The sequence below is a fragment of the Arthrobacter sp. QXT-31 genome, assembly GCF_001969265.1.
GTDB lineage: Bacteria > Actinomycetota > Actinomycetes > Actinomycetales > Micrococcaceae > Arthrobacter.
Genome location: NZ_CP019304.1, coordinates 4,638,937 through 4,664,280, shown reverse-complemented (window position 1 = coordinate 4,664,280; position 25,344 = coordinate 4,638,937). Strand labels below are relative to the sequence as shown.

21 protein-coding genes are annotated in these 25,344 nt (G+C 66.8%); 9 read left to right on the top strand and 12 right to left on the bottom strand.

The window, feature by feature from the left end:
* Nucleotide 1: 1 nt before the first annotated feature.
* The gene (locus BWQ92_RS21310; RefSeq protein ID WP_076803012.1) at nt 2-1,141 is read right to left on the bottom strand and encodes a phosphotransferase; all 1,140 of its coding nucleotides are present in this window, start codon (nt 1,139-1,141) and stop codon (nt 2-4) included.
* Nucleotides 1,142-1,376: 235 nt separating this feature from the next.
* On the bottom strand, nt 1,377-1,871 hold the full coding sequence (locus tag BWQ92_RS21305; protein WP_236783021.1) for a haloacid dehalogenase type II: 495 nt from the start codon (nt 1,869-1,871) through the stop codon (nt 1,377-1,379).
* 413 nt (nt 1,872-2,284) lie between these two features.
* On the opposite strand from BWQ92_RS21305, the gene BWQ92_RS21300 reads away from it, so the two are divergent.
* Nucleotides 2,285-2,542, top strand: a complete 258-nt coding sequence (locus BWQ92_RS21300; protein ID WP_076803010.1) for a type B 50S ribosomal protein L31 — start codon at nt 2,285-2,287, stop codon at nt 2,540-2,542.
* Nucleotides 2,543-2,624: 82 nt separating this feature from the next.
* Nucleotides 2,625-3,719, top strand: coding sequence for a lipoate--protein ligase family protein (locus tag BWQ92_RS21295; protein WP_076803008.1), 1,095 nt, complete (start codon nt 2,625-2,627; stop codon nt 3,717-3,719).
* Between the two features lie 62 nt (nt 3,720-3,781).
* Here the strand turns inward: BWQ92_RS21295 and pepN are convergent, their stop codons facing one another.
* Nucleotides 3,782-6,427: an aminopeptidase N gene (gene pepN, locus BWQ92_RS21290; RefSeq protein WP_076803885.1), complete on the bottom strand. Its 2,646-nt coding sequence runs from the start codon at nt 6,425-6,427 to the stop codon at nt 3,782-3,784.
* Nucleotides 6,428-6,481: 54 nt separating this feature from the next.
* Nucleotides 6,482-7,504: a YeiH family protein gene (locus BWQ92_RS21285; RefSeq protein WP_076803884.1), complete on the bottom strand. Its 1,023-nt coding sequence runs from the start codon at nt 7,502-7,504 to the stop codon at nt 6,482-6,484.
* A 160-nt stretch (nt 7,505-7,664) separates the two neighbouring features.
* On the opposite strand from BWQ92_RS21285, the gene BWQ92_RS21280 reads away from it, so the two are divergent.
* The 3 genes from BWQ92_RS21280 to BWQ92_RS21270 are packed head-to-tail and all read left to right on the top strand — an operon-like array spanning nt 7,665 to nt 11,027.
* A complete protein-coding gene (locus tag BWQ92_RS21280; RefSeq protein ID WP_076803006.1) occupies nt 7,665-9,260 on the top strand; it encodes a circularly permuted type 2 ATP-grasp protein in 1,596 nt (531 codons plus the stop codon).
* Entirely contained in the window at nt 9,253-10,179 is a 927-nt protein-coding gene (locus BWQ92_RS21275; protein ID WP_076803004.1) for an alpha-E domain-containing protein, read from the top strand. The genes BWQ92_RS21280 and BWQ92_RS21275 overlap by 8 nt, the downstream gene beginning before the upstream one ends.
* Entirely contained in the window at nt 10,176-11,027 is an 852-nt protein-coding gene (locus BWQ92_RS21270; RefSeq protein WP_076803002.1) for a transglutaminase family protein, read from the top strand. Before BWQ92_RS21275 ends, BWQ92_RS21270 begins: the two co-directional genes overlap by 4 nt.
* Before the next feature lie 35 nt (nt 11,028-11,062).
* Here BWQ92_RS21270 and BWQ92_RS21265 read toward each other — a convergent pair whose 3' ends face one another.
* The 4 genes from BWQ92_RS21265 to glgC form a co-directional block, all read right to left on the bottom strand.
* On the bottom strand, nt 11,063-11,545 hold the full coding sequence (locus BWQ92_RS21265; protein ID WP_076803000.1) for a pyridoxamine 5'-phosphate oxidase family protein: 483 nt from the start codon (nt 11,543-11,545) through the stop codon (nt 11,063-11,065).
* Nucleotides 11,546-11,642: 97 nt separating this feature from the next.
* The gene (locus tag BWQ92_RS21260; RefSeq protein WP_076802998.1) at nt 11,643-12,134 is read right to left on the bottom strand and encodes a pyridoxamine 5'-phosphate oxidase family protein; all 492 of its coding nucleotides are present in this window, start codon (nt 12,132-12,134) and stop codon (nt 11,643-11,645) included.
* Between the two features lie 87 nt (nt 12,135-12,221).
* On the bottom strand, nt 12,222-13,673 hold the full coding sequence (locus BWQ92_RS21255) for an SDR family NAD(P)-dependent oxidoreductase (RefSeq protein WP_076802996.1): 1,452 nt from the start codon (nt 13,671-13,673) through the stop codon (nt 12,222-12,224).
* A gap of 108 nt (nt 13,674-13,781) precedes the next feature.
* Nucleotides 13,782-15,197 carry a glucose-1-phosphate adenylyltransferase gene (glgC, locus tag BWQ92_RS21250; protein WP_076802994.1) on the bottom strand — a complete coding sequence of 472 codons (1,416 nt, stop codon included), beginning with the start codon at nt 15,195-15,197 and terminating at the stop codon, nt 13,782-13,784.
* A 99-nt stretch (nt 15,198-15,296) separates the two neighbouring features.
* On the opposite strand from glgC, the gene glgA reads away from it, so the two are divergent.
* Entirely contained in the window at nt 15,297-16,493 is a 1,197-nt protein-coding gene (gene glgA, locus BWQ92_RS21245; RefSeq protein WP_076802992.1) for a glycogen synthase, read from the top strand.
* A gap of 70 nt (nt 16,494-16,563) precedes the next feature.
* Here glgA and BWQ92_RS21240 read toward each other — a convergent pair whose 3' ends face one another.
* Nucleotides 16,564-18,660, bottom strand: a complete 2,097-nt coding sequence (locus BWQ92_RS21240; RefSeq protein WP_076802990.1) for an acyl-CoA dehydrogenase family protein — start codon at nt 18,658-18,660, stop codon at nt 16,564-16,566.
* 51 nt (nt 18,661-18,711) lie between these two features.
* Nucleotides 18,712-19,350, bottom strand: coding sequence for a TetR/AcrR family transcriptional regulator (locus BWQ92_RS21235; protein WP_172411861.1), 639 nt, complete (start codon nt 19,348-19,350; stop codon nt 18,712-18,714).
* Between the two features lie 109 nt (nt 19,351-19,459).
* On the opposite strand from BWQ92_RS21235, the gene BWQ92_RS21230 reads away from it, so the two are divergent.
* Genes BWQ92_RS21230 through BWQ92_RS21220 form a run of 3 tightly spaced genes read left to right on the top strand, consistent with a single transcriptional unit; the run spans nt 19,460 to nt 23,047 of the window.
* Nucleotides 19,460-20,812 (top strand): acetyl-CoA C-acetyltransferase, encoded by a 1,353-nt coding sequence (locus BWQ92_RS21230; protein ID WP_076802988.1) that lies wholly within the window; start codon nt 19,460-19,462, stop codon nt 20,810-20,812.
* The gene (locus tag BWQ92_RS21225; RefSeq protein WP_076802986.1) at nt 20,805-22,139 is read left to right on the top strand and encodes a 3-oxoacyl-ACP reductase; all 1,335 of its coding nucleotides are present in this window, start codon (nt 20,805-20,807) and stop codon (nt 22,137-22,139) included. Before BWQ92_RS21230 ends, BWQ92_RS21225 begins: the two co-directional genes overlap by 8 nt.
* Nucleotides 22,136-23,047: a MaoC family dehydratase gene (locus BWQ92_RS21220; protein WP_076802984.1), complete on the top strand. Its 912-nt coding sequence runs from the start codon at nt 22,136-22,138 to the stop codon at nt 23,045-23,047. Before BWQ92_RS21225 ends, BWQ92_RS21220 begins: the two co-directional genes overlap by 4 nt.
* A gap of 3 nt (nt 23,048-23,050) precedes the next feature.
* Here the strand turns inward: BWQ92_RS21220 and BWQ92_RS21215 are convergent, their stop codons facing one another.
* Both BWQ92_RS21215 and BWQ92_RS21210 read right to left on the bottom strand, forming a co-directional pair.
* On the bottom strand, nt 23,051-24,097 hold the full coding sequence (locus BWQ92_RS21215; RefSeq protein WP_076803882.1) for an FUSC family protein: 1,047 nt from the start codon (nt 24,095-24,097) through the stop codon (nt 23,051-23,053).
* 91 nt (nt 24,098-24,188) lie between these two features.
* Entirely contained in the window at nt 24,189-25,340 is a 1,152-nt protein-coding gene (locus tag BWQ92_RS21210; RefSeq protein WP_236783020.1) for a glutathione S-transferase family protein, read from the bottom strand.
* Nucleotides 25,341-25,344: the final 4 nt, after the last annotated feature.

Below are 25,344 nucleotides of genomic sequence, written 5' to 3'. Positions count from 1 at the left end.
TTCAGAATGTGAAAGGCAGTCTTGGTGCAGGGGCGGCCGCTGTGGAAGCGAGCCGGTCCCAGTCAGGTTTGGAGTGGGACAGGAGATAATCACTTCTTTGCGGCAATTGGCTTGCCCGCCACTGCGTGATCAGGGCCCGCAGGAGCAGACGTGCCTGCGCTGAGACGATCAGGGCCTCCAACTCCTGGTCAGGCAGCGGACGGATGCTCTGGTACCCGTCCACGACATGCAGTGCGGGTTTCCAGGGTCGGGACGGGCCTGCTCCCAGCAGGTTGGCCATGGTGACACTGAGGTCGAAGATCACAGGAGTCCGCACGACGTCTCCGAAGTCGATAATCCCGCTCACGTAGTCCGGGCTGTCCGGGTCGATCAGGACGTTGAACGGACTGAAATCCCCGTGGACAACTTGAGTGGTGAGGGTGCTGAGAAGCGGAACCACCTTTTCGTCGAACTGATCGAAAATGTCTTCGGCCAGGTCACGTTTTTCCTTCTCGTCGACGTGGTCAAGAAGCGGCCGCATCCGGTGGAAGTGCTTGAGGTCCCAGAGGAGCAGGCGGTCGGCACGAGGATGCTCGAAGTCCTGCAGTGCTAGGGCCAGCCGGGCAAGGCCTGAGCCAACCAACTGAAGCTGAACAGCCGACGGTACCTCGTTGGCCAGCAAGATTCCGGGCATGAAGCGCATCACCCGAAGTACCCGGTCATGGGGTCCTTGCAGCACGGGGATGTGGACTTCGGGATTCCCGCCCAGGCTCCGCACAAGGCGCTGGACCGGCAGTTCAGGGGCGGCCTGTTCAAGATGCTCCATGCAGGCGGTCTGAAGATGGACGATCATCGGATCCTCGTCCGGTGGGGAGATCTTGACCAGATAGGTTTCTTCTCCGTGCCTGAGGCGGAAAGTTTCGTCCTTCTCGGTGGGAGTCCGGACGAGCTTCCCCTTCAGGCCGTAGGACTCTACAAGGAGTTCCAGGACTGTTGACTCCGGGAGTTGGAACTGCTCCGCAAGCAGTCCACTCTCTGATGCGACGGCGTCGATAAAAGCAGAGTCGCTACTGGCATTCCAGGCCGCCTGGACGGGGCCGGCGGACCCGCTGGCATGGGGCGGCGCCGTATGGATTGTGGTGAGGTCAGGGGTAGTGCTCATGTCACCCTTTCAAAGGGGAAGAGTCAGGAAACCGGGCTTGGTTAGGTGAAGCGTTGGGGCCGGAAGAGCATGCGGAACAGGCGGGTGTCCCCGCCCACAGCATTACTGCCGTGGGCGGGGGAGGGAGGCCAGGTTTCGCCATCGGTCACCTAAATCGCCATTTACATCGTCAAAGACGCTTCGCCTCAGGAACCGGGCTCAGAGACCGAGGTGGTTGTTGATTTCGTCCAGGGATTTAACCGTGTTGTAGTCGTAGCCCCCCGGTAATGGGGTCATAGCCACGGTCCAGCACCCAGAGGTTCCTAAAGCCGGCGTGGAAGTCTGCACCGAGCTTGGGAATGCTGATTTCCAGGAAGCTGTCGTCCGCGTTGGACAGAGCCACCAGCTTGTAGTTGTCGCCCATGAGCTTCAGCGGAGCCGGCACGTCCTCGTGGGCACCAAAACTGCGTACGGCGTCAGCGAACTCTGCGCCCGCACCGGGGGTCGGCCCAATGCCGAAGTACTTGCAAACCCGGTCAAAGGAATTTTGCAGGATCTGCTCGTAGGGCTTGTAGTCGCCCAGCACCTCGTCGAACCGGTACCCGCGGAACACCTTCTTGAATGCCGGCCATTGCTCATCAGGCAAACGGCCTGCGAGTAGCCGGCGGGTAGTGGAATCTGTATCCCAGTTGATCAGTGTGCCGTAGATATCAAAAGAGATGTACTTCGGCCGGGAGTTGGTTTCTGCCATGGATTCGTCCCTTCGTAGTGGTGTTTGGTGGCTCGGCCGTTGTCAGCCGTTTGCATCCGTCTAACGGAGCAGTTTTTGATTCACTACGAATCTAAATCGCTGATAGTCAATTGTCAACAATTTTCTTTGGCTTGTACTCCCTCCGCTGCTGTTGCGGCGAGCAAACCCTCCCAGGCCCGGGTGTTCCTGCTCTTGGTGTTGGATGTAGGAACCGAAGCAGATTCGGCAGTCGGGACGAGGAAGCTGCACCCGCCGGAGGGGCCGGTTCGTTGGTTTCCGCCAGCATCCGCTATGATTGATAGCTGGTTCCACTGTGTTTTTCGCCGTCCTATGGCCGGCCGGGGCACGGCGGAAGCCATCCCATTCATACCTGGCAGCTGGCAAAATCCAGCTGCGTGAACAAAGGTCCCATTATGAAGTCTGAGATCCACCCGAAGTACGAAGCTGTTGTTTTCAACGACCTGGCCTCCGGCACGAAGTTCCTGACCCGCTCCACCGTGTCTTCCTCGAAGACCATCGAGTGGGAAGACGGCAACACCTACCCGGTCATCGACGTCGAAATCTCCTCCGAGTCCCACCCGTTCTACACGGGCAAGCAGCGCATCATGGACTCCGCTGGCCGCGTCGAGCGCTTCAACGCTCGCTTCAAGGGCTTCGGCGGCAAGAAGTAATTCACTTCTCCCCAAGGTTCTTTGGAAAGCCCGCACCGGCAACGGTGCGGGCTTTTCGCGTTTGTGGGGCAGGATGGAAGGCATGACTGCCACGCCAGGTTCTGCAATCGAGGACGCCGCCCCGCGGCTGCACGGCGAGTACAAGGTCCCGGGCGGCAAGCTCGTGGTGGTGGACGTCGACATCGCGGACGGCGCCCTGGCAGACGTGTCCCTGAGCGGCGACTTCTTCCTCGAACCGGATGAGGCACTGCTGGCCATCAATGGGGCATTGACGGGACTGCAGGAGAGTTCGACGGCGGCCGACCTGGCCGCCGCTGTTGAAGCCGCCCTTCCGGAGGACGCCGTGCTGTTCGGGTTCTCGGCCGACGCCGTGGCCATCGCCGTCCGGAGGGCATTGGCCAAAGCCACCGCCTGGACCGACCATCACTGGAACATCATCCCTCCCACAGTGCTGCCCACGCATCTGAACGTGGCGCTGGACGAGGTGCTCACCGAGGAGGTCGGCGCCGGCCGCCGGAACCCCACCATCCGCTTCTGGGACTGGGAGGAACCGTCGGTGGTGATCGGCAGCTTCCAGTCCTACCGCAATGAGGTGCATCCCGACGGCGTGTCCCGGCACGGCATCACCGTGGTCCGCCGCATCAGCGGCGGGGGAGCGATGTTCATGGAGGCGGGCAACTGCATCACGTACTCGCTCTACCTGCCGCAGACCCTCGTGGACGGCATCAGCTTTGCGGATTCCTACGCATTCCTCGACGCGTGGGTCATGGCCGCCCTGAAGAAGCTCGGCATCGACGCCTTCTACGTTCCGCTCAACGACATCGCCACCAGCCAGGGCAAGATCGGCGGCGCGGCCCAGAAGCGGCTGGCCAACGGTGGAATGCTGCACCACGTGACCATGAGCTACGACATCGATGCCGACAAAATGGTGGACGTGCTCCGGATCGGCAAGGAAAAGCTCTCGGACAAGGGCACCACGAGCGCCAAGAAGCGCGTGGATCCGCTGCGCCGCCAGACCGGCCTGGCCCGGACCGAAATCGTGGCGGCCATGATGGAGGTGTTCGCCGAGCGCTACGGCGCAACGCCGTCGGAGATCACGGCCCAGGAGCTACAGACCGCCGGTGAACGCGTCGCATCAAAGTTCGGCACGGAGGCGTGGCTGCACCGGGTGCCCTGAAACGGATCGAGCGTTCCCATCGACTGCTCCGTAGGTGCCGTTCTGAGCGGTCAAAAGGGCATCTACGGAGCAACCGATGCGGTTTTCACGGACACTGCCTGCGCCGTCAGGGACCGGTGCAGGTGGCTCCGCTGTTCGATGACGATCCGGCGCAGGGCACGCGGGGCATCAGGGTGCTCGGCGAGCCAGCGGTCGGTGCGCGCCACCACGGGATGGTCCTCCGGATTTCCCGCTGTGCCCAGGTCCCGGACCGCCGGGTAGAGACCGCGGACAATCCGGCTGGCGATTTCGATGCTCCGCTCCGCCCACACGCTTTCCAGGCACGCAAAGTAGGGCTCTACAAACGGGTCCAGCAGTTCCTCCGGCGCCGTGTTGAATCCGGCGATGGTGGCGCTGAGCAGCTGGTTGGACAGCTCCCTGCCGCGCACCGCGGCATCCCAGGCCGCGGCCTTGACCGCCGCCTCGGGCCGGGCGGCCAGCGCCGTGGCATGCCCGGCCCGGCCGGAGGCTGTGGTGTCCATTGCCAGTTCGGCGTCGAGTTCCTGCTCCGTGGCCAGGCCGCGGGCCGCCAGCGCGTGCCACAGGCTCCAGCGGAGCTCGGCGTCCACCGCCAGCCCCGGCACCCGCTCACTGCCGTCCAGCAGGCCGCGCAGGAGCGCGGCCGTGCTGTCCTCGGTCCGGCTGACCGTGGCGAGCGTCCTGGCCCAGGCAAGCTGCTGGTCCGAGCCGGCTTTGGCCGCATGGAGTTCCCGCACCACACCCTCGGCGAAGGTCTTCCGGAGAGCATCCCGTTCCCCGGCCGGAACGTACTGCTCCAGGGCCGTGGTGGCGTTGCCCAGGATGTTCAGCAGGACGCCGATTCCTGATTCGGCGGAGGCAAACCGGAGAACGGCGTCCACATACTGCGAAGCCGGTCCCATCCCGTCCCGGGCCGAATTCCACAGCGCGGACCAGCACAGCGCCCGGGCCATGGGGTCGCTGATCCGGTCCAGCGAGGAACGGACGGTGGCCTCCGATACGGGGTCGAGGCGGACCTTGGCGTAGCTCAGATCGTCGTCATTGACCAGCAGCAGGGCCGGCCGCGGCTTTCCGGACAGGACGCCGATGTCCTGGGCTTTGCCGATCAGGTCGGTCTCCACGGAATCGGTCCGGACCAGCGCGCCGGTGCCGTCGAAGTTGTACAGGCCCAGGCGCAGCCGGTGCGGCCGGGGCTCCTGGCGGCCGGTGACAGGATCGGCAGCATCCTGCAGCAGGGTGACGCGCTCCAGGACGGCCTGCCCGTCGGCGGCCGCAGCCGGCTCCACCTCGGCGTGAAGGGTGGAGATCCCGGAGGTCTGGAGCCACTGCCTGGCCCAGGTGGCGAGGTCGCGGCCGGACGCCGCGCTCAAGGCGTCGAGCAGGTCCGCCAGCGTGGTGTTGCCGTACTCGTGGTCCCGGAAATACTGCCGCGAGCCGGCGATAAAGGCGTCGAAGCCGACGTAGGCCACGAGCTGCTTCAGGACGGAGGCGCCCTTGGCGTAGGTGATGCCGTCGAAGTTCTGCTTGGCCGCCTCGAGGTCCGGGATGTCCGCCACGATCGGGTGGGTGGTGGGCAGCTGGTCCTGGACGTAGGCCCAGCCCTTGCGGTTGTTCGCGAAGTTAACCCACGCGGTGTCCCAGTCCGTGGCCCGGTCCACGCCAAGCGTGCCCATGTAGTCCGCGAAGGATTCCTTCAGCCACAGGTCGTCCCACCACTGCATGGTCACAAGGTCACCGAACCACATGTGCGCCATCTCGTGCAGCAGCGTGTTGGCGCGGCCCTGGTACTGGGAATCCGCAGCGCGGGACGTGAACACATAGTTCTCGGTGAAGGTGACCAGGCCGGGGTTTTCCATGGCCCCGAGGTTATATTCGGGCACGAACGCCTGATCGTACTTGCCCCAGGGATACGGATAGTCGAACAGCCCGTTGAAGAATTCCAGCCCCTGCTTGGTTAGCCTGAACAGTTCGGCGGCATCGAACGAGGGCGCCATGGAGGCCCGGCAGTAAAGTGCCAGCGGCACGTCAAGGCGGGCTCCGCCGTCGTCCGTCCTGCTCCAATGGTCCTCGGCCTTGAAGTAGGGACCGGCCAGCACCGAAGTGATGTAGGTGGACATGGGCAGGGTGGGCTGGAAATCCCAGCGGCACGCCCCGGCGTCGTCCGCCAGCGGCAGGCGCGCTGCCTCGGCGCCATTGGAGGCCACTTCCCAGCCTGCCGGTGCGATGACGGAGAACGTGAACCGGGCCTTGAGGTCGGGCTGTTCAAAGTTCGCGAAGACCCGGCGGGCATCGGCGGGTTCGTACTGGGTGTAGAGGTAGCACTGGCCGTCGGCCGGGTCGAAGAACCGGTGCATGCCCTCGCCCGAGCTGCTGTAGAGGGCGGTTCCGGTGACCGTCACCCGGTTCTCGGCCTGCAGGTCGTCCAGCCGGATCCGTGCCCCGTCCACCACCTCCGGGACGGCCAGCTCCGCGCCGTTCAGGACCACGCTGTGCACGTCACCGGCGATGAAGTCCAGGAAGGTGGATGCTCCGGGCTGCGCCGCCGAGAACGCGATGGTGCTGCGGCTGGTGTAGCCGGCCGTGTCCGGATCCGGTGCGCCGCGGACGTCGAGCGAGACGTCGTAGCTGTGGGTGGTGATCAGGGCGGACCGCTCTGCCGCTTCGCTGCGCTGGAGATTCTGGTTCGGCACCAAGCTATTGAATCACGCGGGCTGCTGAATCATGGGGCTGCCGGATGCAGCGTGCTACTGGACCATGAGCAGCGCGGCTGCCAGCCCGAGGACTGCGATCAGCAGCCACGCCGCAAGGGCAGCCAGCACGGCCCGCGCCCCGGTGTGCAGCAGGGTCCGGATCCGCACCGCCGACCCCAACCCGAAGAGGGCAGCGCCCAGCAGCACGTCCTGTAAGCCGGCAGCGGCCTCCAGCCAGCCGGCGGAGAGCCAGCCGCTGGAGCGGAGCGCCACCATCGCCACGAATCCGGCCACGAACAGCGGGATGATCGGAGGCCTCCCCGGGGTGGGACCGCCGGTCCGGCCGGCCTCCCGGCGGTGCCGGAGCCTCTGCTCTGCCCCCGCTATGGCCACCATGGGTGCCAGGAGGATCACCCGGGTGAGTTTGACGACGACGGCGAGGGCCAGTGCCGCCGGGCCTGCGGTTTGCGCTGTGGCCACCACCTGCCCCACGTCGTGGACGGAGGCGCCGATCCAGGCGCCGAAGGCCTCGGTGCCCAGCTGCAGCGGATGCACCAGCAGCGGGAGCACGCCGATGGCCAGCGTCCCGCAGAGTGTCACCAGCGCCACGGGCAGGACCGTGTCCCGGTGGCTGATCCGCCGTACCGCGGCCATGGCACCGATCGCCGAGGCGCCGCAGATCGAAAACCCGGTGGCCACCAGCAGCGCTGTGTCGGCGGGAAGGCGGAACAGCCGGGAGATTCCGTAGGTGCCGGCGAAGCTGGCCACCACCACGGCCGCGATGAGCAGGAGGGCCAGCCAGCCCAGGCCCAGCACGTCCGCGAGGCTCACTTTCAGCCCGAGCAGCACGATGCCGGCGCGCATCAGGTGCTTGCCGGCGAAGTCCAGCCCCGGCCGCGCACGGCCGGCAGTCCACACCGCCGTGCCGGGCAGGTTGGCTGCCAGCAGGCCGAGCACCACGGCCAGCGTCATGGCCGGAAGTGCCGGAACGGCGGCGTGGATGGCGAACGCGAAGGCCAGCGCCACCACGGCGGTCAACAGGCCGGGCAGAATCCGGGTAAGGTTCTGATGCGTCATCCCGCGCAACTGCGGCAGCAGCGGCGGCGGGAGTCGGAAGTCAGGCACCTCCCAACCTTGCCGGACGCCGGCGCCAAAGACCAACCGGAAGTCCCGCCGCCAACACGCCAGGGCGGAACGGGAAATGAATTCGCAACAAAAAGGTGGTTGGCTATTGCCCATGTCTGACCTATTCCAGGATTACTCCGAGGCTGCCGGCCGCACCGGCGCCTACGACGAGATGTTTGCCCCCGGGCAAAAGGCACGCCAGTCGTATGGCCAGGTTGCGGGGGCCCTGCGGCAGCTGTCCCTGGCGGACGTCAGTGCGCGGGCGGACTCGATGGCGAGGACGTTCCTGGACCGGGGCGTGACCTTTGACTTCGCGGGGGAGGAGCGGCCGTTTCCGCTGGACATCGTCCCGCGCGTCATTCCCGCCAGCGAATGGGACGTGCTGGAGCGCGGCGTCGCGCAGCGGGTCCGCGCCCTTGAGGCGTTCCTGAACGATGTCTACGACAAGATGACGGTGGTGTCCGACGGCGTGATCCCGCGCCAGCTGATCACCACCAGCGCGCACTTCCACCGGGCCGTGCACGGCTTCGAACCTGCCGGCGGGGTGCGGGTGCACATCTCCGGCATCGACGTGGTGCGGGATGCCGCGGGGACGTTCCGCGTCCTGGAGGACAACGTCCGTGTGCCGTCGGGTGTGAGCTACGTGCTGGAGAACCGCCGGGCCATGGCGAAGGGCCTGCCGGAAGCGTTCGGCCAGCAGCCCATCCGGCCGGTGGAGGAGTACCCGCGACGGCTGCTGTCCGCCCTGCGCAAGACGGCGCCGTCGGGCGTGGATGACCCCACGGTGGTGGTGCTGACCCCCGGCGTGTTCAACAGCGCCTACTTCGAGCACACCCTGCTGGCGGGCCTCATGGGCGTGGAGCTCGTGGAGGGCCGCGACCTCATCTGCCGCGGCAACCGCGTGTACATGCGCACCACTGCAGGCGAACAGCGCGTGGACGTCATCTATAAGCGGATCGACGACGACTTCCTCGACCCCCTGCAGTTCCGCTCCGACTCCATGCTCGGCTGCCCCGGACTGGTCAATGCCGCCCGCGCCGGCGGCGTCACCATCGCCAACGCGGTGGGCAACGGCGTGGCGGACGACAAGCTCGTCTACAGCTACGTTCCGGACCTGATCCGCTACTACCTCGGCGAGGAACCGGTGATCGCCAACGTGGACACCTTCCGGCTGGAGGAGAGCGAGGCCCGTGAGCACGTCCTGGACCGGCTGGACGAACTCGTGGTCAAGCCCGTGGACGGCTCCGGCGGCAAGGGCCTGGTGATCGGCCCGGACGCGTCCAAGGACGAGCTGGACGCGCTGCGCAAGCTCATCATCGCCGATCCCCGCGGCTGGATCGCCCAGCCTGTGCTGCAGCTCTCCACCGTGCCCACGCTCAGCGGTGACAAGTTCGGCCCCCGGCACGTCGACCTCCGGCCGTTCGCGGTCAACGACGGCGACGACGTCTGGGTGCTGCCCGGCGGGCTGACCCGCGTTGCCCTGAAGGAGGGGTCGCTGATCGTTAATTCCAGCCAGGGCGGCGGTTCGAAGGACACCTGGGTGCTGGCCGGTTCCCCGCAGGTGCCGGTGGAACGGGTGCCGCGGCAGACCGTGACCGTCCGCGAGCGGGTCTCCGTGTGGCCGGTCGAGAGCAACTGGCGCGACCGGCAGTCGGAACAGCAGCAACAGCAGATTTCTGACGCGCAGGAGGTACCCGCGAATGCTTAGCCGAATTGCCGAGTCGCTGTTCTGGATCGGCCGCTATGTTGAGCGGGCCGACGGCACGGCCCGTATCCTCGACGTCCACCTGGAGCGCCTGAACCACCTCCCCACGGAGGAGCGGCGCAGCGTGGCCCGTGAACTCCTGGGAGTCATGGGCGCGCGCCCGCAGAGCGAGGACTTCGGGCTGGAGGAACTGCTCCACGCCCTCGCCTATGACAAGCACAGCGCCACCTCCATTGCGGGGTCCCTCGGTGCTGCCCGGGAGAACGCCCGACGCGCCCGTGAGACGGTCTCGTCCGGCCTGTGGGAAAGCCTGAACACCACCTACTACGGGCTGAACCAGCACCGCAAGGACGTGGTGGGCACCTACCGCTTCTGCCATTGGGTGCTTGAGCGCACGGCCATGGTCAGCGGTCTGGCCGACACCACGGTCAGCCACGACGACAGCTGGCTCTTCCTGGCGCTGGGCCGTTCGCTGGAGCGGGCCGACATGACCGCCCGGATGCTCTCCACCCGTGATGTCCTCTCCGCAGGCATGTCCTGGGTGAACATGCTCCGCTGCGCCGGCGCCTACGAATCCTTCCTGCGGACCCGGCGTGCCGCCTTCGGCGACCAGCACGCGGCCGAGTTCCTCCTGCTGGACCGGCTCTTTCCGCGCTCCATCGTCTACGCCCTGCGCGACGCGGACGATTGCCTGGCCAAGCTGGACCCCACGGCGCAGCGCGTCGGCTTCATCAACGACGCCCGCCGGATCGTGGGCCAGGCGCGCACCTTCCTGGAGTTCCACCGCACCGACGACCTCATGTCCGAACTGCCGGAGCACATGGAGCGCGTGCAGAAAGCCGTTGCGCAGGCGTCGGACGCCATTTCCCGTAAGTACTTCAATCAGGCGGATGAACTGGCCTGGGTGGGAGAAGTTTCATGACCCGGCTGAGCATCGTCCACCGGACCGGCTACAAGTACAAGCGGCGCGTCACGCTCTCCTACAACGAGGCCCGCATGACCCCCCTGACGGACCCCCAGCAGGTGGTGCTGGAGTCCTCCATGAAGGTCACGCCGTCACAGGCGGCCGTCAGCAACTACCGGGACTACTGGGGCACCAAGGTCACCGCGTTCGACATGCAGGTGCCGCACGAAAGCCTGGAAGTGCTTTCCACCACCACGGTGGAGGTCCACCGGGTGGTTCGGGTTCCCTCCGAGGCCGACATTGTGGGCTGGGACGACCTCGCCTCCCCGGAGACACTCAACCAGTTCAGCGACTGGGTGCCGCAGTCACAGCTGACCGGCCCTGGGGAGGAAGTCCTTGGCCTTCTCCCCGGCGTGGTCAAGGGCAAGAATCCGCACGAGGCGGCAATGGCGATCTTCGCCTGGATGCGCGGCGAAATGACCTACATGAAGGGCACCACGGGCGTGACCACCAACGCCGAGGAAGCCTGGACCCAGCGCCAGGGCGTGTGCCAGGACCTGGCCCACCTCGCCATTGGCGCCCTGCGCAGCTGCGGCATCCCGGCCCGGTATGTCTCGGGCTACCTGCATCCGCGTTCGACGGCGGACATCGGCGAGACGGTGGCCGGCCAGTCCCACGCGTGGTTGGAATGGTGGGACGGCGAGTGGCGCAGCTGGGACCCGACCAACCACAAGCCGGCGGGCGACTTCCATGTGACGGTGGCCCGTGGCCGCGACTACCGGGACGTACCGCCGCTGAAGGGCATCCTGTCCGGCGGCGGCGGGTCCAACCTGAGCGTGAGCGTGGAGATCACCCGCCTGGCCTAGCTGCGCTGCCAGGCTTGGTGCTGTCGGGCCTGGGGTTACTCCGGCGAGGACTTCACCGCGCCGCTGAGCTGGGTCCACCAGGTGAGCGGCGGGGTGACCTTGAATCGCCTGCCAGTGACCGAGTCCGGCGTGATGCGAACGAAGTGGTCCTTCTGCCCTGCCTGCCACGGGAACAGGAACAGGGACGCGGAATCCAGGATCTCCTCGGTGTCCTTGAGGGCTGCCGCCTTGCCCTTGACCACCACGCTCCAGGCCATTCCGGAATCGGCGTCAACGCCGTCGGCCTCCAGTGCCACCGGCGCTTCCCCGAGGGCGCCGCCGAGCTTGGTGCCTTCCCCGGTGCGGAACACCAGGGTGCCGTGGTCAACGGTGTAGTTGAGCGGGAAGATGTCCGGGTGGTCATCGACCCACACGGCCAGCCGGCCCACGGAGACCTGCCGGAGCAGGGCCCAGCACTGGCCGGAGTCGAGGTGCTCGACGGAATGTTGGGAAGCGTCAGTGGGCTGCACGTTCGTCATGGACCAGAGCCTACGCTGGCATGCTGCGGGCTTCAAAGAGTGAAGAATCTGCCGAGCTGAATCTCCAGGCAAGCCCGCAAGCGGCCGCGGCAGCCCGCTACTCGAACGACGCCCTGCGCTGGTCCTCCAGCCTGGTGCTCCAGATGTGCGGGGCAGCAACCTTGAAGCGGCGGCCCGTCAGCACTTGGGGTGTCAGGCGGACATAGTGGGACTTCTCGCCGGGCTCCCACGGTTCCAGGCCCAGTGCGTCCGCCGCGGCCTGCTCAACGTCGCTGTCCACGACGGAGGTGGTGCCGCGTGCCGTCACGCTCCACGCCTCCTGCGTGCCCGCATCGTAGCCGTCAATCTCGAACGCAGCCGCGGATTCCCTGGCGGTTTCCCACAGCTTGGTCCCGCCCGCGGTGCGGAACATGATTCTGCGGCGTTCGATGACGAAGTTGACGGGAAAAATCTCCGGATGCCCGTCCACGATAATGGCGAGCCTGCCGACCACCGAAGCGGCCAGCAGATCCCAGCACTCGTCGAAGCCGAGTTTTCCATCCTGCGGTGCGCTGTCCTCTGATGCCCTGTCCTGTGATGCGCTAGTCATGGACCCATGCTACGAAACCATGGGGGCAGCCGGGAGTCCATGACACGCGGCGAGGTACAGAACGGCCGCGGGGTGCCGCTGGGGCCGCTACCAGGGGCTGGGCTTGTAGTCCTTCAGGAACACCCCGTACTGGTCTTCGCCGTTTTCGCCCATGACGATGGGGTCGTAGACCCGCGCAGCGCCGTCCACCAGGTCCAGGGGCGCATGGAAGCCTTCCTCCATGAGCCGGACCTTGGTGTAGTGCGGGCGTTCGTCGGTGATCCAGCCGGTGTCGACGGCCGTCATGAGGATACCGTCCGTCTCCAGCATTTCCTGCGCACTGGTCCGGGTCATCATGTTCAGCGCAGCCTTGGCCATGTTGGTGTGCGGGTGTCCGGGTCCCTTGTAGGCCCGTGAGAACTGGCCCTCCATGGCGGAGACGTTGACGATGTACTTGCGCCGCGCGGTGGACCGTTTCATGGCGTCGCGCAGCCGGCTGACCAGCAGGAACGGCGCGGTGACGTTGCACAGCTGCACCTCGAGCATCTCCAGCGGGTCCACCTCGTCCACCACCTGCGTCCAGCTGTTGATGGTGGCGAGGTCCGGGACCAGTCCGCCTGCGTCGATGGCTGTGCCGGCCGCGATGCGCTCCAGAGACGCCGAGCCGGTGGACAGGGCGAGGGACGTGACAGCGTCCCCGGCCAGGACCGGGTGCTCCGTGACGCTGCTGGCGATGGCGAGCGGGTGCTTGTCGTGGGCGTGGCCAAAGGTGACCAGCTCCGGGCCCCCGTTTGCTGCCTGCAGGGCTGCGGGGAGCGGCTCATCCTCGGCATCCACCAGCGGCTTGTAGGCATTGCCGGAGCGGCGCACTGTCTGGGCGGCGTTGTTGATGATGATGTCCAGCGGCCCGGCGGCGTTGAGGTCGTCGGTGAGGGCCATGACCTGGGAGGGGTCGCGGAGGTCGATGCCGACAATCTTCAGCCGGTGCAGCCATTCCCCGCTGTCCTCCATGGCGGCGAACCGGCGCGCGGCATCCTTGGGGAACCGCGTAGTGATGGTGGTGTGCGCGCCGTCGCGCAGCAGCCGCAGGGCAATGTACATGCCGATCTTGGCGCGGCCGCCGGTCAGGAGCGCACGCCGGCCGGTGAGGTCGGTGCGGGCATCGCGCTTGGAATGGCTGAACGCAGCGCATTCGGGGCACAGCTGGTGGTAGAAGGCGTCCACCTGGGTGTAGTGCTGCTTGCAGATGTAGCAGGGCCGGGACCTGATGAGGTGTCCGGCGATGTTTCCCGTCGCGGAAGGGGCGAGTTTGTTGCCGCGCGTCTCGTCGTCGATCCGGTCTGGTGCGGCGGTGGCGGTGAGGGCAATGACGGCGCGGTCGGCTTCGGCGATCTGGTCGCGCTTGGTGACGCGGCGGTGCCGCTTGACCGCTTTGAACATCTTTCCGGTGGCGCGGCGCACCGAGACGTAGTCGGGGTGCTCCTCGTCATAGACGTGGATGGTGTTCAAAACCTTGAGGCAGGCCTGAATCTCTTCAGGCGTCAGATCGGCGGAGCTCATTGGTCTGATTTTACAGCCTGTGGAGCGTCAGGCCTGCCTCGGAAGTCAGCGGAGCCGGCAGCTGGCGGAACCCGCAGCTGCCGGAACCGGTATGCGATGGAACCCGGGTCAGGAACCGACGGAATGCTGGGACGGGGAGTCCGCACCGACGGCCGCGGCATGAACCTTGCCCACCTGCTCCACGGAGCTGCGGGCATCCGGGAAGTGTTCGGTGGCGGCCTTGATCCCCTCGGGCACCAGGTGCAGGTTCGCCGCGGACAGTGCACGTTCGGCTTCGTCCGGCTCGGGAACGGCCTGATACTTGGAGAGCACCGTGATGCCTGATTCCGTCACCTTGAAGCCACGTGCCCGGTCCAAGTCCGGATCCAGGCCAATGGCGGCACCGGCGGGGACCTTGACGTTCTTGTCGATAATGGCCCGGCGCACCACTGCACCTTCGCCGATGTGCACCTTGTCCATCAGTACTGAGTCGATGACCCGGCTGGCGGTGCCGACGTAGACATCGTTGGAGAGCACCGAGCCCTCCACGACGCCGCCGGAGATGACCACACCGCTGGCGACGATGGAATCCAGGGCGGTTCCCACCGTGTTGTTGTCACCGCGGACGAACTTGGCGGGCGGGGAAATGCTCTGGCGGGTGTAGATCGGCCATTCGGAGTTGTACAGGTTGAACACCGGCAGCGGCGAGATCAGGTCCATGTGCGCTTCGTAGAAGGAATCGATGGTCCCCACGTCGCGCCAGTACGTCCGGTCCCGCTCGGTGGAGCCGGGGATGTCGTTGAGGGTGAAGTCGTAGACGCCGGCCTGTCCCTGGTTGACGAAGTAGGGGATGATGTCCCCGCCCATGTCGTGCTTGGTGTCGAGGCGTTCGGCGTCCACGTGGAGCGCATCCACCAGGGCGTCGGCGTCGAAGACGTAGTTGCCCATGGAGGCCAGGAACTGGGTGGGGTCCGCGGCCAGGCCGGGAGTGGACGCAGGCTTCTCCACGAACGCGGCAATCTTCTGCGGGTCTTCGGGGTCCACCTCGATGACGCCGAACTGGTTGGCCATATTGAGGGGCTGGCGCACGGCGGCCACAGTGGCCTTGGCGCCGCTCTTGACGTGCTGTTCGACCATCTGGAAGAAGTCCATGCGGTACACGTGGTCCGCGCCCACCACGACGACGATGTCCGGGTTGGCGTCGTGGATCAGGTTCAGGGACTGGTAGATGGCGTTGGCGCTGCCCAGGAACCAGCTCTTGCCCACACGCTGCTGGGCCGGAACGGAAGCGACGTAGTTGCCGAGCTGGGTGGACATGCGCCAAGTCTCGGAAATGTGGCGGTCAAGGCTGTGCGACTTGTACTGCGTCAGGACCACGATCTGAAGGTAGCGGGAGTTCACGAGGTTGGACAGCGCGAAATCGATGAGCCGGTAACTGCCGGCGAAGGGCACAGCAGGTTTGGCCCTGTCTGCCGTCAGCGGCATCAGTCGGTTTCCCTCGCCCCCTGCGAGGACAATGGCGAGGACTTTCTTTGTTGACGGCATGATCGCTCCTGTACGCCTTCGTATCTCCCCAAAAAATCCGGTTTGTCCGGACTTTCTTCACACTAGAACAGTTCAACCGTAACGACTACCTTGGGTAACGTGCGAATAGACATTGTGACTAAAGAGTTTCCGCCCGAAATCTACGGCGGCGCGGGCGTCCACGTTGCCGAGCTGAGCAGGGTCCTGGCCAAGCATGTCGACCTGCAGGTGCGTGCCTTTGGTGCGCCCCGCGATGCCGACTACCATGGCGCGGCCGTGACCTCCTACTCGGTGCCCGAGGACCTGGGGGCAGCGAACGCCGCCGTGCAGACCCTCGGCGTGGACCTGCGCATCGTCCCTGACGTTGCCGGAGCGGATCTGGTGCATTCGCACACGTGGTACGCCAACATGGCCGGCCACCTGGCATCCTTGCTGCACGGAATCCCGCACGTGCTCAGCGCCCACAGCCTGGAACCGCTGCGGCCGTGGAAGGCTGAGCAGCTGGGCGGCGGCTACGCCCTGTCCTCATGGGTGGAGAAAACCGCATATGAAGCCGCGGCCGCCATCATCGCCGTGTCCGAGGGCATGCGCCAGGACATCCTGCGCAGCTATCCCGAGGTTGACCCGGCCAAGGTCAAGGTGGTGCACAACGGCATCGACGTGAGCCTGTGGAACCGCGATGAGAACGACGACGCCATCCGCGCCCTCGGCATCGACCCCGCCCGCCCCAGCGTCGTGTTCGTCGGCCGCAACACCCGGCAGAAGGGTGTCCCGTACCTGCTGCGGGCGGCCGCCAAGCTTCCCGCGGACGTCCAGCTGGTCCTCTGCCTTGGCGCGGCGGACACCCCCGAACTCGCAGCAGAGACCGCCCGGCTGATCGAGGAGCTCCAGAGCCAGCGCAGTGGCGTGGTGCTGATCGAGCGCATGCTTCCCCGCAATGAGCTGATCCAGGTCCTCAGCCACGCCACCGTTTTCGCCTGCCCCTCCATCTACGAACCGCTCGGGATCGTGAACCTCGAGGCAATGGCCTGCGGCGCCGCCGTAGTGGCCAGCGCCACCGGCGGCATCCCCGAGGTGGTCAACCACGGCGAGACCGGCCTGCTGGTGGAGCTCGAACAGGTGACCGACGGGACCGGCACTCCGCTGGATCCGGAGAAGTTCGTCAGCGAGTTCGCTGCGGCCCTGACGGAGGTGGTGTCGGACCCGGCACGGGCCCGTGCCATGGGCCAGGCCGGCCGCAAGCGCGCCGAGGAGCACTTCTCCTGGGAGTCGATCACCCAGACCACGCTTGACGTCTACCGTTCAGTCCTCAACTAGCATCACCTGAATAAACGCCCGACGGCGGGACCCTCCTTGGGAGGGCCCCGCCGTCGGACGTTAAATTCAGTTAGAGCTGCTGCCGGAGTGACTTCTCCGGTACGGGCGCCGTTCCGCTGGCCCGCTGCACCCGGTAGTACTCGCGTGCCTCGTTCTGCCGGACCTTCTCGGCGCCGGTGGCGATGGCGGCGCGCAGGTGGGCGGGGCCATAGCCGAAGGCGTCCACAAGGTCGAGGGCATGCGGGCGGAGTTTGACCAGCAGCCGGTTGATGTAGCCACCCACCGTCCGGGCCCGCTGCATCGAGAGCCTGCCATTCATCAGGTACCACGAGAGGTTGTTCTCGATCAGGGACAGCCCGAACAGGTCGCGGAGCCAGGTGAGCACTGTTCTGGTGCCCGGATCCGCAACCTTGCCCAGGGCCTCGGTGAAGGCCTCCCACTGCAGGAGTTCGGCGTGTGCCCGGGCTGCATCGATGAGTTCGTCCTGATGCTGGTTGAACAGGGCGGATGCCTCGCGCTGCGGCAGCCGGCCGGCTCCCCTGAGGGCGGAGGCGGCGTCGGCAACCATGGTTTGAACGCGGTCGGTGAGCAGTGCGCGCTGGCTTTCCTCGTCGCGGAGCGCAATGGCGGCCTTCTGGACGGAGCCGTTGTCGGCCACGAACTGGGCCACCTGGCGCAGGCCCGTGCGGTGGACGGCCGTCCCCGCGGCCTGGTTGACCACGTACCGTGCCAGCACTCCGAACTTGGCGCTGCGGAACTCCTTGGCGTAGTCGGCCAGCAGCCGCTTGGCCACGAGCTGCAGCAGCACGGTGTTGTCGCCCTCGAAGGTCACATAGACGTCGAGGTCGGCGCGCAGCGAGGCGAAGCGGTTCTCGATCAGGAACCCGGCGCCGCCGCAGGCTTCGCGGCATTCCTGCAGGGTGTCCAGTGCGTGCCACGTGCTCAGCGGCTTCAATGCAGCGGCCAGGGTTTCCAGGTCCTGGCGGTCCTCGTCGGAGTCGTGGGTGCCGGAGAAGACGTCGTCCAGCTTTTCCAGCAGCTGTTCGTGGGCAAAGCCGGCCGCGTAGGTGGTGGCCAGCCGGGTGAAGAGCCGGCGCTGGTGCCTCTGGTAGTCCAGCAGCACCTCCTCCTCGACGGGGGACGAGGCGTTGAACTGCCGGCGTTCGGTTGCGTACGTGATGGCCGTCTTGAGCGCGAGCTTCGATGCGGCTACGGCAGCGCCGTCCAGGCTCACCCGGCCCTGTACGAGCGTGCCGAGCATGGTGAAGAAACGGCGTCCGGGGCTCGCGATGGGCGAGGTGTAGTTGCCCTCGGCGTCGACGTCGCCGTAGCGGTTAAGCAGGTTGGTGCGGGGGACCCGGACATGGTCAAAGTGCAGCCGGCCGTTGTCAATGCCGTTGAGCCCGCCCTTCACGCCGTCGTCCTCGCCGCCTATCCCCGGCAGAAATGCCTTGGTGGCGGGATCACGCAGGTCCACGTAGAACGCGTGCACGCCGTGGTTCACCCCGCGCGTGACCAGCTGGGCGAACACCACGGCGCTGAGGCCGTCAATGGCGGCATTGCCGATGTAGTCCTTCCACGCGGCGCGGAAGGGGGTATGGATCACGAACTCCTGCGCGTCCGGATCATAGGTTGCCGTGGTGGCGATGCTGGCGACGTCGGAACCGTGTCCCGTCTCGGTCATGGCAAAGCAGCCCGGGATATCCATGTTCATGATGCCCGGCAGCCACTTCTCGTGGTGCTCCTCCGTGCCGAGGTGCATCACGGCGGAACCGAACAGGCCCCACTGCACACCGGCCTTGATCTGCAGGGACGGGTCCGCGGTGACCAGTTCCTCAAAGCCGGCGATGTTGCCGCCATGATCGTCGGAGCCGCCGAACCTGGCCGGGAAAGCGCGGTGGACGGCGCCGCTGTCCACAAGGAGCTTCAGCTGCCCGAAGGTACGTTCCCGGTGCTCCGTGTGGGGAAGCCCTTCCGTCTTGTGGAGCTCCTCGCGTGCCGCGATGTCACGCGCCTGCCGGCGGACGTCGGCCCAGTTGCCCAGGAGCAGCTCACCGAGGGCCGCGACGTCGACGGCGGGCAGGTCGACGGCGGGCAATGGGCCTGCCGCCCGGGACGCCGATGCAGGGGTGGTGGTGCCCGCCGGGCGGTCCGCTACTTCAGTCATGTCGATCCCTTCGTTGGTGCCGGTCCATCGTTGGCTCTGGCAGGTTCGGTGCTATTGGGCGTCCTTGAGTTCCGGCGCAATGCCGACGCACAGCCAGTCGGTGATCTGCCGGGCCATGGTTTCCTGGTCCGGCTTGGCGGGGGAGTCCGGACTGGCCAGCCACTGCTCGCCGGCGTTGCGGACCAGGCCGATGGCGGCATTCGGCCAGTAGCCGATGACCGCCTCCTTGCCTTCGCCGAGGTGGTGCCGCATGGGGGTGGCGATCATGTCCGCGATGGCGTCAAAGAAGTGCCCCAGGGCGCCGCCCGTCGTGATTGAGGTGGGGCCGCCGTCGGACTCCACAGCCGAGTACCGGGTCACGAACGTGTAGACGTTGGGGCTGGTTTCGGCCATCTGGAGGTAGGCCGAGACCATGGCGAGCAGGCCCTCCCGGGGCGTCTGCGCGCTTTGGGCCGCTTCCCTGATGCGCTGCTGCATCTGTCCCAGCACCACTTCCCCCACCGCCTGCTGCAGGCCGGCCTTGTCGCCGAAGTACCGGTAGAACACTGACTTCGACGTTCCGGCCGCCGCCGCGATGTCCTCCATGGACGCGTCGCTGCCCAGTGCATGAACTGCCCGCCGGGCGGCCTTGATCAGCTCCCGCCGGCGTTCTTCCCGGTGCCCCTGCCACCGCGAGGCGCGGCCGTCCACAGGTTCTGGGGAGGAGCCCGGGGACGCGGCAGGAGGAATCAAGTTCACGGTACCCAGCGTATCAGGTACGCTGGGTATCGATAACCAGCCGGATCGAAGGAGATAGCTCATGCCCGTGGATGGACAGCCCCAAACCGTGCGGAAAGCCGTGGTGGTCGGCGGCAACAGGATCCCGTTCGCCCGGACCGGCGGCGCCTACGCCAAGTCGTCCAACCAGGACATGCTCACCGCAGCATTGGACGGGCTGATCGCCCGCTTTGGCCTGCAGGAGGAGCGCATCGGCGAAGTGGCCGCAGGCGCTGTCCTGAAGCACTCCCGGGACTTCAACCTGACGCGCGAGGCAGTCCTGGGCTCGGCGTTATCGCCGGAAACTCCCGCCTATGACCTGCAGCAGGCCTGCGCCACGGGCTTGGAAACGGTGCTGGGCCTGGCCAACAAGATTAAACTCGGCCAGCTGGACTCCGCCATCGCGGGCGGGGTGGACTCCGCCTCCGACGCTCCGATCGCCGTCAGTGAGGGTCTCCGCGAGGTGCTCCTGGACCTCAACCGCGCCAAGACACTGCCGCAGCGCCTGCAGATCCTGGCACGGCTGCGCCCCAAGGACCTTGCCCCGGATGCGCCGAACACCGGCGAGCCCCGGACCGGCCTGTCGATGGGTGAACACCAGGCCCTGACCACCGCCCAGTGGAACATTTCCCGCGAGGCGCAGGACGAGCTCGCCCTTAACAGCCACCGGTACCTCGCAGCAGCCTATGAGGCCGGATTCTTCGATGACCTCCTGACGCCGTACCGCGGGCTCACCCGGGACTCAAACCTTCGGCCAGACACCAGCCTGGAAAAGCTGGCGTCCCTCAAGCCCGTCTTCGGCCGGAACCTCGGCTCGGAAGCCACCATGACGGCCGGCAACTCCACCCCGCTGACGGACGGCGCCTCCACGGTGCTGCTCGCCTCGGAGGAATGGGCCGACGGGCACGATCTGCCCAAGCTCGCTACCATTCTGGACGGCGAGGCGGCCGCCGTGGACTTCGTCCACGGCAAGGACGGGCTGCTCATGGCCCCGGTGTTCGCCGTCCCGCGCCTCCTGGCACGCAACGGCCTGACCCTGGATGACGTCGACTTCTTCGAAATCCACGAAGCCTTTGCCGGGACGGTATTGAGCACACTCGCCGCCTGGGAGGACGAGAAGTTCGGCCGCGAGCGCCTCGGCCTGGACGGTGCCTTCGGCGAGGTCGACCGGTCCCGGCTGAACGTCAACGGATCATCCCTGGCGGCCGGGCACCCGTTCGCTGCCACGGGCGGACGCATCGTGGCCACTCTCGCCAAAATGCTGCATGAGAAAGGCACGGCGGGAGGCCGTCCCGCACTGGGTCTCGTGTCCATCTGCGCTGCCGGCGGGCAGGGCGTCGTTGCGCTGCTCGAGGCGTACACGGAAGGAACCACCCCGGGGGACATCCATGACTGACACCTACGCACGACTGGTTAACCATGGCCTCGGACGCGATCTGGCCCGCAAGCTCGGCCTGCCGCAGCCGGCTGACCTCCGGCGCTACCGGCCTGGCCAGCCCCTGATCGAAGGACCCGTCCTGGTGGGTGGCTCCGGAGCCGGTGCCGACGGGATCGCGACTGCGCTGCTTTCGTGGGGCCTCGATGTCCGCCGCCACGCTGTTCCCAGGGAAAAGCTGGGCGCAATCGTACTGGTCCTCGACACCCTCACGGCGCCCGGCGACCTGGAGCAGCCCGTCCTGGCCATCGCACCGTCGCTTCGCGACCTTGCCCCCGGCGGCCGGGTGGTGACCGTCTCGCGCGCGCCCGGCGGCACCCCGGCCACGGCCGCCGCCCGGCAAGGCGTCGACGGGCTGCTGCGCTCCCTCGCCAAGGAACTGCGTGCCGGAGCCACCGGCAACGGCATCCTCCTGGGGGAAGAGGTCAGTCCCACAGCGCCCTCGACGCTGGGTGCGCTGCGCTTCTTCCTTTCCGCCCGGTCGGCGTTCGTGGACGGCCAGTTCGTCCGGATCAGTTCCGGCGGAGGCAGCCTGCCCGACGACGCCGAGGCACCGCACGCCGGGAAAGTCGCGGTGGTGACCGGTGCGGCCCGTGGGATCGGCGCGGCCATTGCCCGGACACTGCACCGTGACGGCGCCACCATTGTGGCGGTGGACGTTCCCGCGGCCGGGGACCACCTGGCCGAAGTCGCCAACGAGGTCCGCGGCACCGCGCTGCAGCTGGATATCACGCGCGATGATGCCGGGCAGCGGATCATCGACCACGCGGTGCACCGCCATGGCCGCCTCGACATCGTGGTGCACAACGCCGGCATCACCCGGGACAAGCTTCTCGTCAACATGGACCAGTCCCGGTGGGGTTCGGTAATTGAGGTGAACATCGCAGCCCAGCTGCGAATCAATGAGGCGCTCCTGGCGTCCGAGCACTTCCGTTCCGCACCGCGCATCGTCTCGGTGGCCTCCACGAGCGGCATAGCCGGCAACCGCGGGCAAACGAACTATGCAGCGTCCAAGGGCGGGGTCATGGGCATGGTCCGGGCCACCGCGCCGCTGCTGGCGCTGTATGGCGGTTCGATCAATGCCGTGGCACCCGGTTTCATTGAGACAGAGATGACGGCACGGATTCCCTTCGCCACCCGGGAGATTGCCCGGAGGCTGAATTCGCTGCAGCAGGGCGGGCAGCCGGGCGATGTTGCCGAGGCCATTTCCTTCCTCGCGGGCGATTCGGCCGGCGGCATTTCCGGAGAGGTGCTCAGGGTATGCGGACAAAACCTGGTGGGGGCATGACCGGCACCCAGCCCCTCATCCTGGGGGAGATGCCATCGCTCTCGAAGCTCTATGTAAACGCGGCGGCCATAGCCGCCCGGCGCAGGATCCTGGGCGCGCACACCACCGCCGTACTGCCTGCCGTCAGCCACGAAGTCCGGGAAGTCCGTCCCAACGTCGAAAACCTCACGGCATACCAGCACCTGTTGGCTGAGACCGCCAGCGACGTGTTGCCGGCCGGGTTCATCCATGCGCTGGCGTTCCCGGTGGCCATGAGCGTCATGAGCCGCGACGACTTTCCGCTGCCGCTGCTCGGGATGCTCCATCTGCGGAACGTGGTTGAGTACCGGAGGCCGGTCACTTTCACCGAACCGCTGGACATAGTCGCCAGAGCCGAGGCCCTCCGGGCGCATCGCGCGGGAACCCAGGTGGATATCGCGGTGGAGGTCCGCGCCGCAGGTGAAGACGCAGCATGCTGGTGCGGCGTGTCCACCTATCTTGCCAAGGGGGTGTTCCTGCCGGGCATCGACAAGGCCTCGGCACCGGCCGCTCCCCAGGGCTTCTCGGCGCCGGACCCCACCGCGCTCTGGCAGCTTGGAGTCGACGCCGGCCGCGCGTACGCCGCCGTGTCAGGGGACTTCAACCCGATCCACCTGAGCGTGTTGTCCGCCAAGGCCCTGGGCCTGCGCCGGTCCATTGCCCACGGCATGTACCTGGCGTCGAGGGCACTGGCGGATGTGGGCTCGGTCAAGGGCGACAGCTTCCGCTGGGAGGTGGGGTTTGAGGCCCCGGTCTTCCTGCCCGCACGGGTGGCACTGGACATTTCGACGGCGGAGTCCGGTGACGGCGGCCGGCTGCGGTCCGATTACGTTGCCTGGAATCCGCGGTCCGGCCGCAAGCACTTCGGCGGGACGGTGGCGGCGCTGTAGGCGCTACTTGCCGCTGGGGTGCGCGACGCGGAGGATGCGGTGCAGGCTGAGCAGGATTGATCCTGCGGCACTCGGCGCGCCCGACTCTGCCTCTTCAGAGGCCGTGCGGTCCTCGAGGGAGGCGACCGCAGTGCGGGCTGCCTGATACAGCTCGGCCTGCCTCTCGGCGTCGTCCTCCTCTTCCGAGCGGAGCACCTCGCCCACGGCAAAAAGGGCCTCCGCCAAGGGTTCACTGTAGGGGAGCGGGATGGTGAAGGGCATGTCCTCGTTCCAGATGACGTCGGCAAGCACCTCCGTCATGTCCTGGATATGGAAGGTGATCTGCTCCAGTTCCCGGACGGTCCGGTAGTCCCGGTCCACATCCCGCGGGTGGAACCGGCGCCGCGGGTTGGCAGCCCTGCTGGCGTCCGCCTTCTCCACAGCCGCCCGGACCGAACGCGCGGACCGGGCCAGATCCTCGGAGCGGCGCGACCAGTCCTCGTGTTCGGGCGGCCATTTTTCATGCATCGCCGCCCCCATGTCCTGCAGCTGGCGTGCCAGCGAAAGCCGCAGCTCCGCGAGGCTCAGTGCGGCGGCGTTGAAGTGCAGGGGCGGAAACACCAGCAGGTTGACGGCGACGCCGACCACCACGCCCACGCCCATCTGCAGCAGGTAGCCAAAGGAGAAATCGTCCGGGTTCTGCCTGCCTACCAGCAGCACCAGGAGTGCCGCCGTCGGAATCCAGTCCCGGCCCGCGCCCAGGCGCGGAAGTCCGGCCAGGAGCACTCCCAGCGCCATCACCAGAGCCACTGACACCGGCGTGGCGCCGAAGCTGAAGAGCAGGAAAGCCAGGCCGATGCCCGCTCCCAGCCCCACCAGGGTCTGGACTCCCTGCCGCATCGAGCCCGATACGTTCTCGTACATGACCACCAGCGCGCCGAGCGGCGCGTAGTACGCATACTGGGCGGCCGCTCCGGGCATGAGGGGCGCCACCCAGAAAGCGATGCCGGCCGCCAGCCCTGCCTTGGCGGCCAGCTGCAGGCGCGGCGCGGCGAGGGCGCGGGCAACCATGGCTGACCAGGACCGCCAGAACCTCCGCGGCCAGGAACCGCGTGCGGTCTTTTCTTCAGCCATGTCGGCCTTGTTATCAGTCATGGCCGGGTTAGGCGGCCCCGTGCCCGGCAGCCACTTCCTCGCCGGCCTTCACCGGCCCCGGCGGAGTTCCCTCACCGAAGGGGCTGCCGCCCAGGGACTCCCGCCCGTGCGCGGTGAGCCAGCCTGACAGGTCCGGGCCCGCCGGGACGATCTGTGTGGGGTTAATGTCCTCGTGAACGATGTAGTAGTGCTGCTTGATCTGCACGAAGTCAATGGTGTCCCCGAAGCCGGGCGTCTGGAACAGGTCCCGTGCGTAGGCCCACAGGGCAGGCATTTCGCTGAGCTTGTTCCGGTTGCACTTGAAATGGCCGTGGTACACGGCGTCGAAGCGCGCCAGCGTGGTGAAGAGCCGGACATCGGCTTCAGTGATGGTGTCACCCACCAGGTACCTTTGGCCGGTGAGCCGTTCCTCGAGCCAGTCCATGGCGTTCCAGAGCCGCGCATATGCAGCATCGTAGGCCTCCTGCGACCCGGCGAAGCCGCACCTGTAGACACCGTTGTTGACCTCGGTGAAGACGCGCTTGTTGACGGTGTCGATTTCCTCGCGCAGGTGCTCCGGGTAGAGCTTCGGCGCGCCCGGCCGGTGAAATTCGGTCCATTCCGTGGAGAAGTCCAGCGTGATCTGGGGATAGTTGTTGGTCACCACTGCACCGCTGGCGACGTCCACCACTGCAGGAACCGTGATGCCGCGGGGGTAGTCAGGGAATCGGCTGAAGTAGGCGTCCTGCAGCCGCTCGATGCCAAGTACCGGGTCCTTCCCGTCCGGATCCAGGTCAAAGGTCCAGGACCTGGCATCGTGGGTGGGGCCGGGCTGGCCGAGGCTGATGACGTCCTCGAGTCCCAGGAGGCGGCGGACGATGATGGTGCGGTTGGCCCAGGGGCACGCCCGCGCGGCTATCAGCCGGTAGCGGCCCGCTTCAACCGGCCAGCCCGGTTCACCGTTTGGCCCGGGCGTACCGTCCCGGGTGATGCGGTCCTCGATGTAGTTGGTGTCCCGGGTGAACTCGCCGCCGGTGACGTAGGCGCCTTTTGTGCTGTGTGGATCCGCGCCTGCTTGGTCCTTGCTGCGCGGTTCCGCGGCGTGCAGTTCCGTGCTGCTCGGTTCCCCGGCATGGCGTCCCCTGCTGTGTGCTTCGACTGTGCTTGTCTTCTCACTCATGGAT

Coding starts and splice junctions, on each gene's coding strand:
- BWQ92_RS21310 (WP_076803012.1), bottom strand. CDS start 1,141: ATGAGCACTACCCCTGACCTCACCACAATCCATACGGCGCCGCCCCAT.
- BWQ92_RS21305 (WP_236783021.1), bottom strand. CDS start 1,871: ATGGCAGAAACCAACTCCCGGCCGAAGTACATCTCTTTTGATATCTAC.
- BWQ92_RS21300 (WP_076803010.1), top strand. CDS start 2,285: ATGAAGTCTGAGATCCACCCGAAGTACGAAGCTGTTGTTTTCAACGAC.
- BWQ92_RS21295 (WP_076803008.1), top strand. CDS start 2,625: ATGACTGCCACGCCAGGTTCTGCAATCGAGGACGCCGCCCCGCGGCTG.
- BWQ92_RS21285 (WP_076803884.1), bottom strand. CDS start 7,504: ATGACGCATCAGAACCTTACCCGGATTCTGCCCGGCCTGTTGACCGCC.
- BWQ92_RS21280 (WP_076803006.1), top strand. CDS start 7,665: ATGTCTGACCTATTCCAGGATTACTCCGAGGCTGCCGGCCGCACCGGC.
- BWQ92_RS21275 (WP_076803004.1), top strand. CDS start 9,253: ATGCTTAGCCGAATTGCCGAGTCGCTGTTCTGGATCGGCCGCTATGTT.
- BWQ92_RS21270 (WP_076803002.1), top strand. CDS start 10,176: ATGACCCGGCTGAGCATCGTCCACCGGACCGGCTACAAGTACAAGCGG.
- BWQ92_RS21265 (WP_076803000.1), bottom strand. CDS start 11,545: ATGACGAACGTGCAGCCCACTGACGCTTCCCAACATTCCGTCGAGCAC.
- BWQ92_RS21260 (WP_076802998.1), bottom strand. CDS start 12,134: ATGACTAGCGCATCACAGGACAGGGCATCAGAGGACAGCGCACCGCAG.
- BWQ92_RS21255 (WP_076802996.1), bottom strand. CDS start 13,673: ATGAGCTCCGCCGATCTGACGCCTGAAGAGATTCAGGCCTGCCTCAAG.
- glgC (WP_076802994.1), bottom strand. CDS start 15,197: ATGCCGTCAACAAAGAAAGTCCTCGCCATTGTCCTCGCAGGGGGCGAG.
- BWQ92_RS21240 (WP_076802990.1), bottom strand. CDS start 18,660: ATGACTGAAGTAGCGGACCGCCCGGCGGGCACCACCACCCCTGCATCG.
- BWQ92_RS21230 (WP_076802988.1), top strand. CDS start 19,460: ATGCCCGTGGATGGACAGCCCCAAACCGTGCGGAAAGCCGTGGTGGTC.
- BWQ92_RS21225 (WP_076802986.1), top strand. CDS start 20,805: ATGACTGACACCTACGCACGACTGGTTAACCATGGCCTCGGACGCGAT.
- BWQ92_RS21220 (WP_076802984.1), top strand. CDS start 22,136: ATGACCGGCACCCAGCCCCTCATCCTGGGGGAGATGCCATCGCTCTCG.
- BWQ92_RS21215 (WP_076803882.1), bottom strand. CDS start 24,097: ATGGTTGCCCGCGCCCTCGCCGCGCCGCGCCTGCAGCTGGCCGCCAAG.
- BWQ92_RS21210 (WP_236783020.1), bottom strand. CDS start 25,340: ATGAGTGAGAAGACAAGCACAGTCGAAGCACACAGCAGGGGACGCCAT.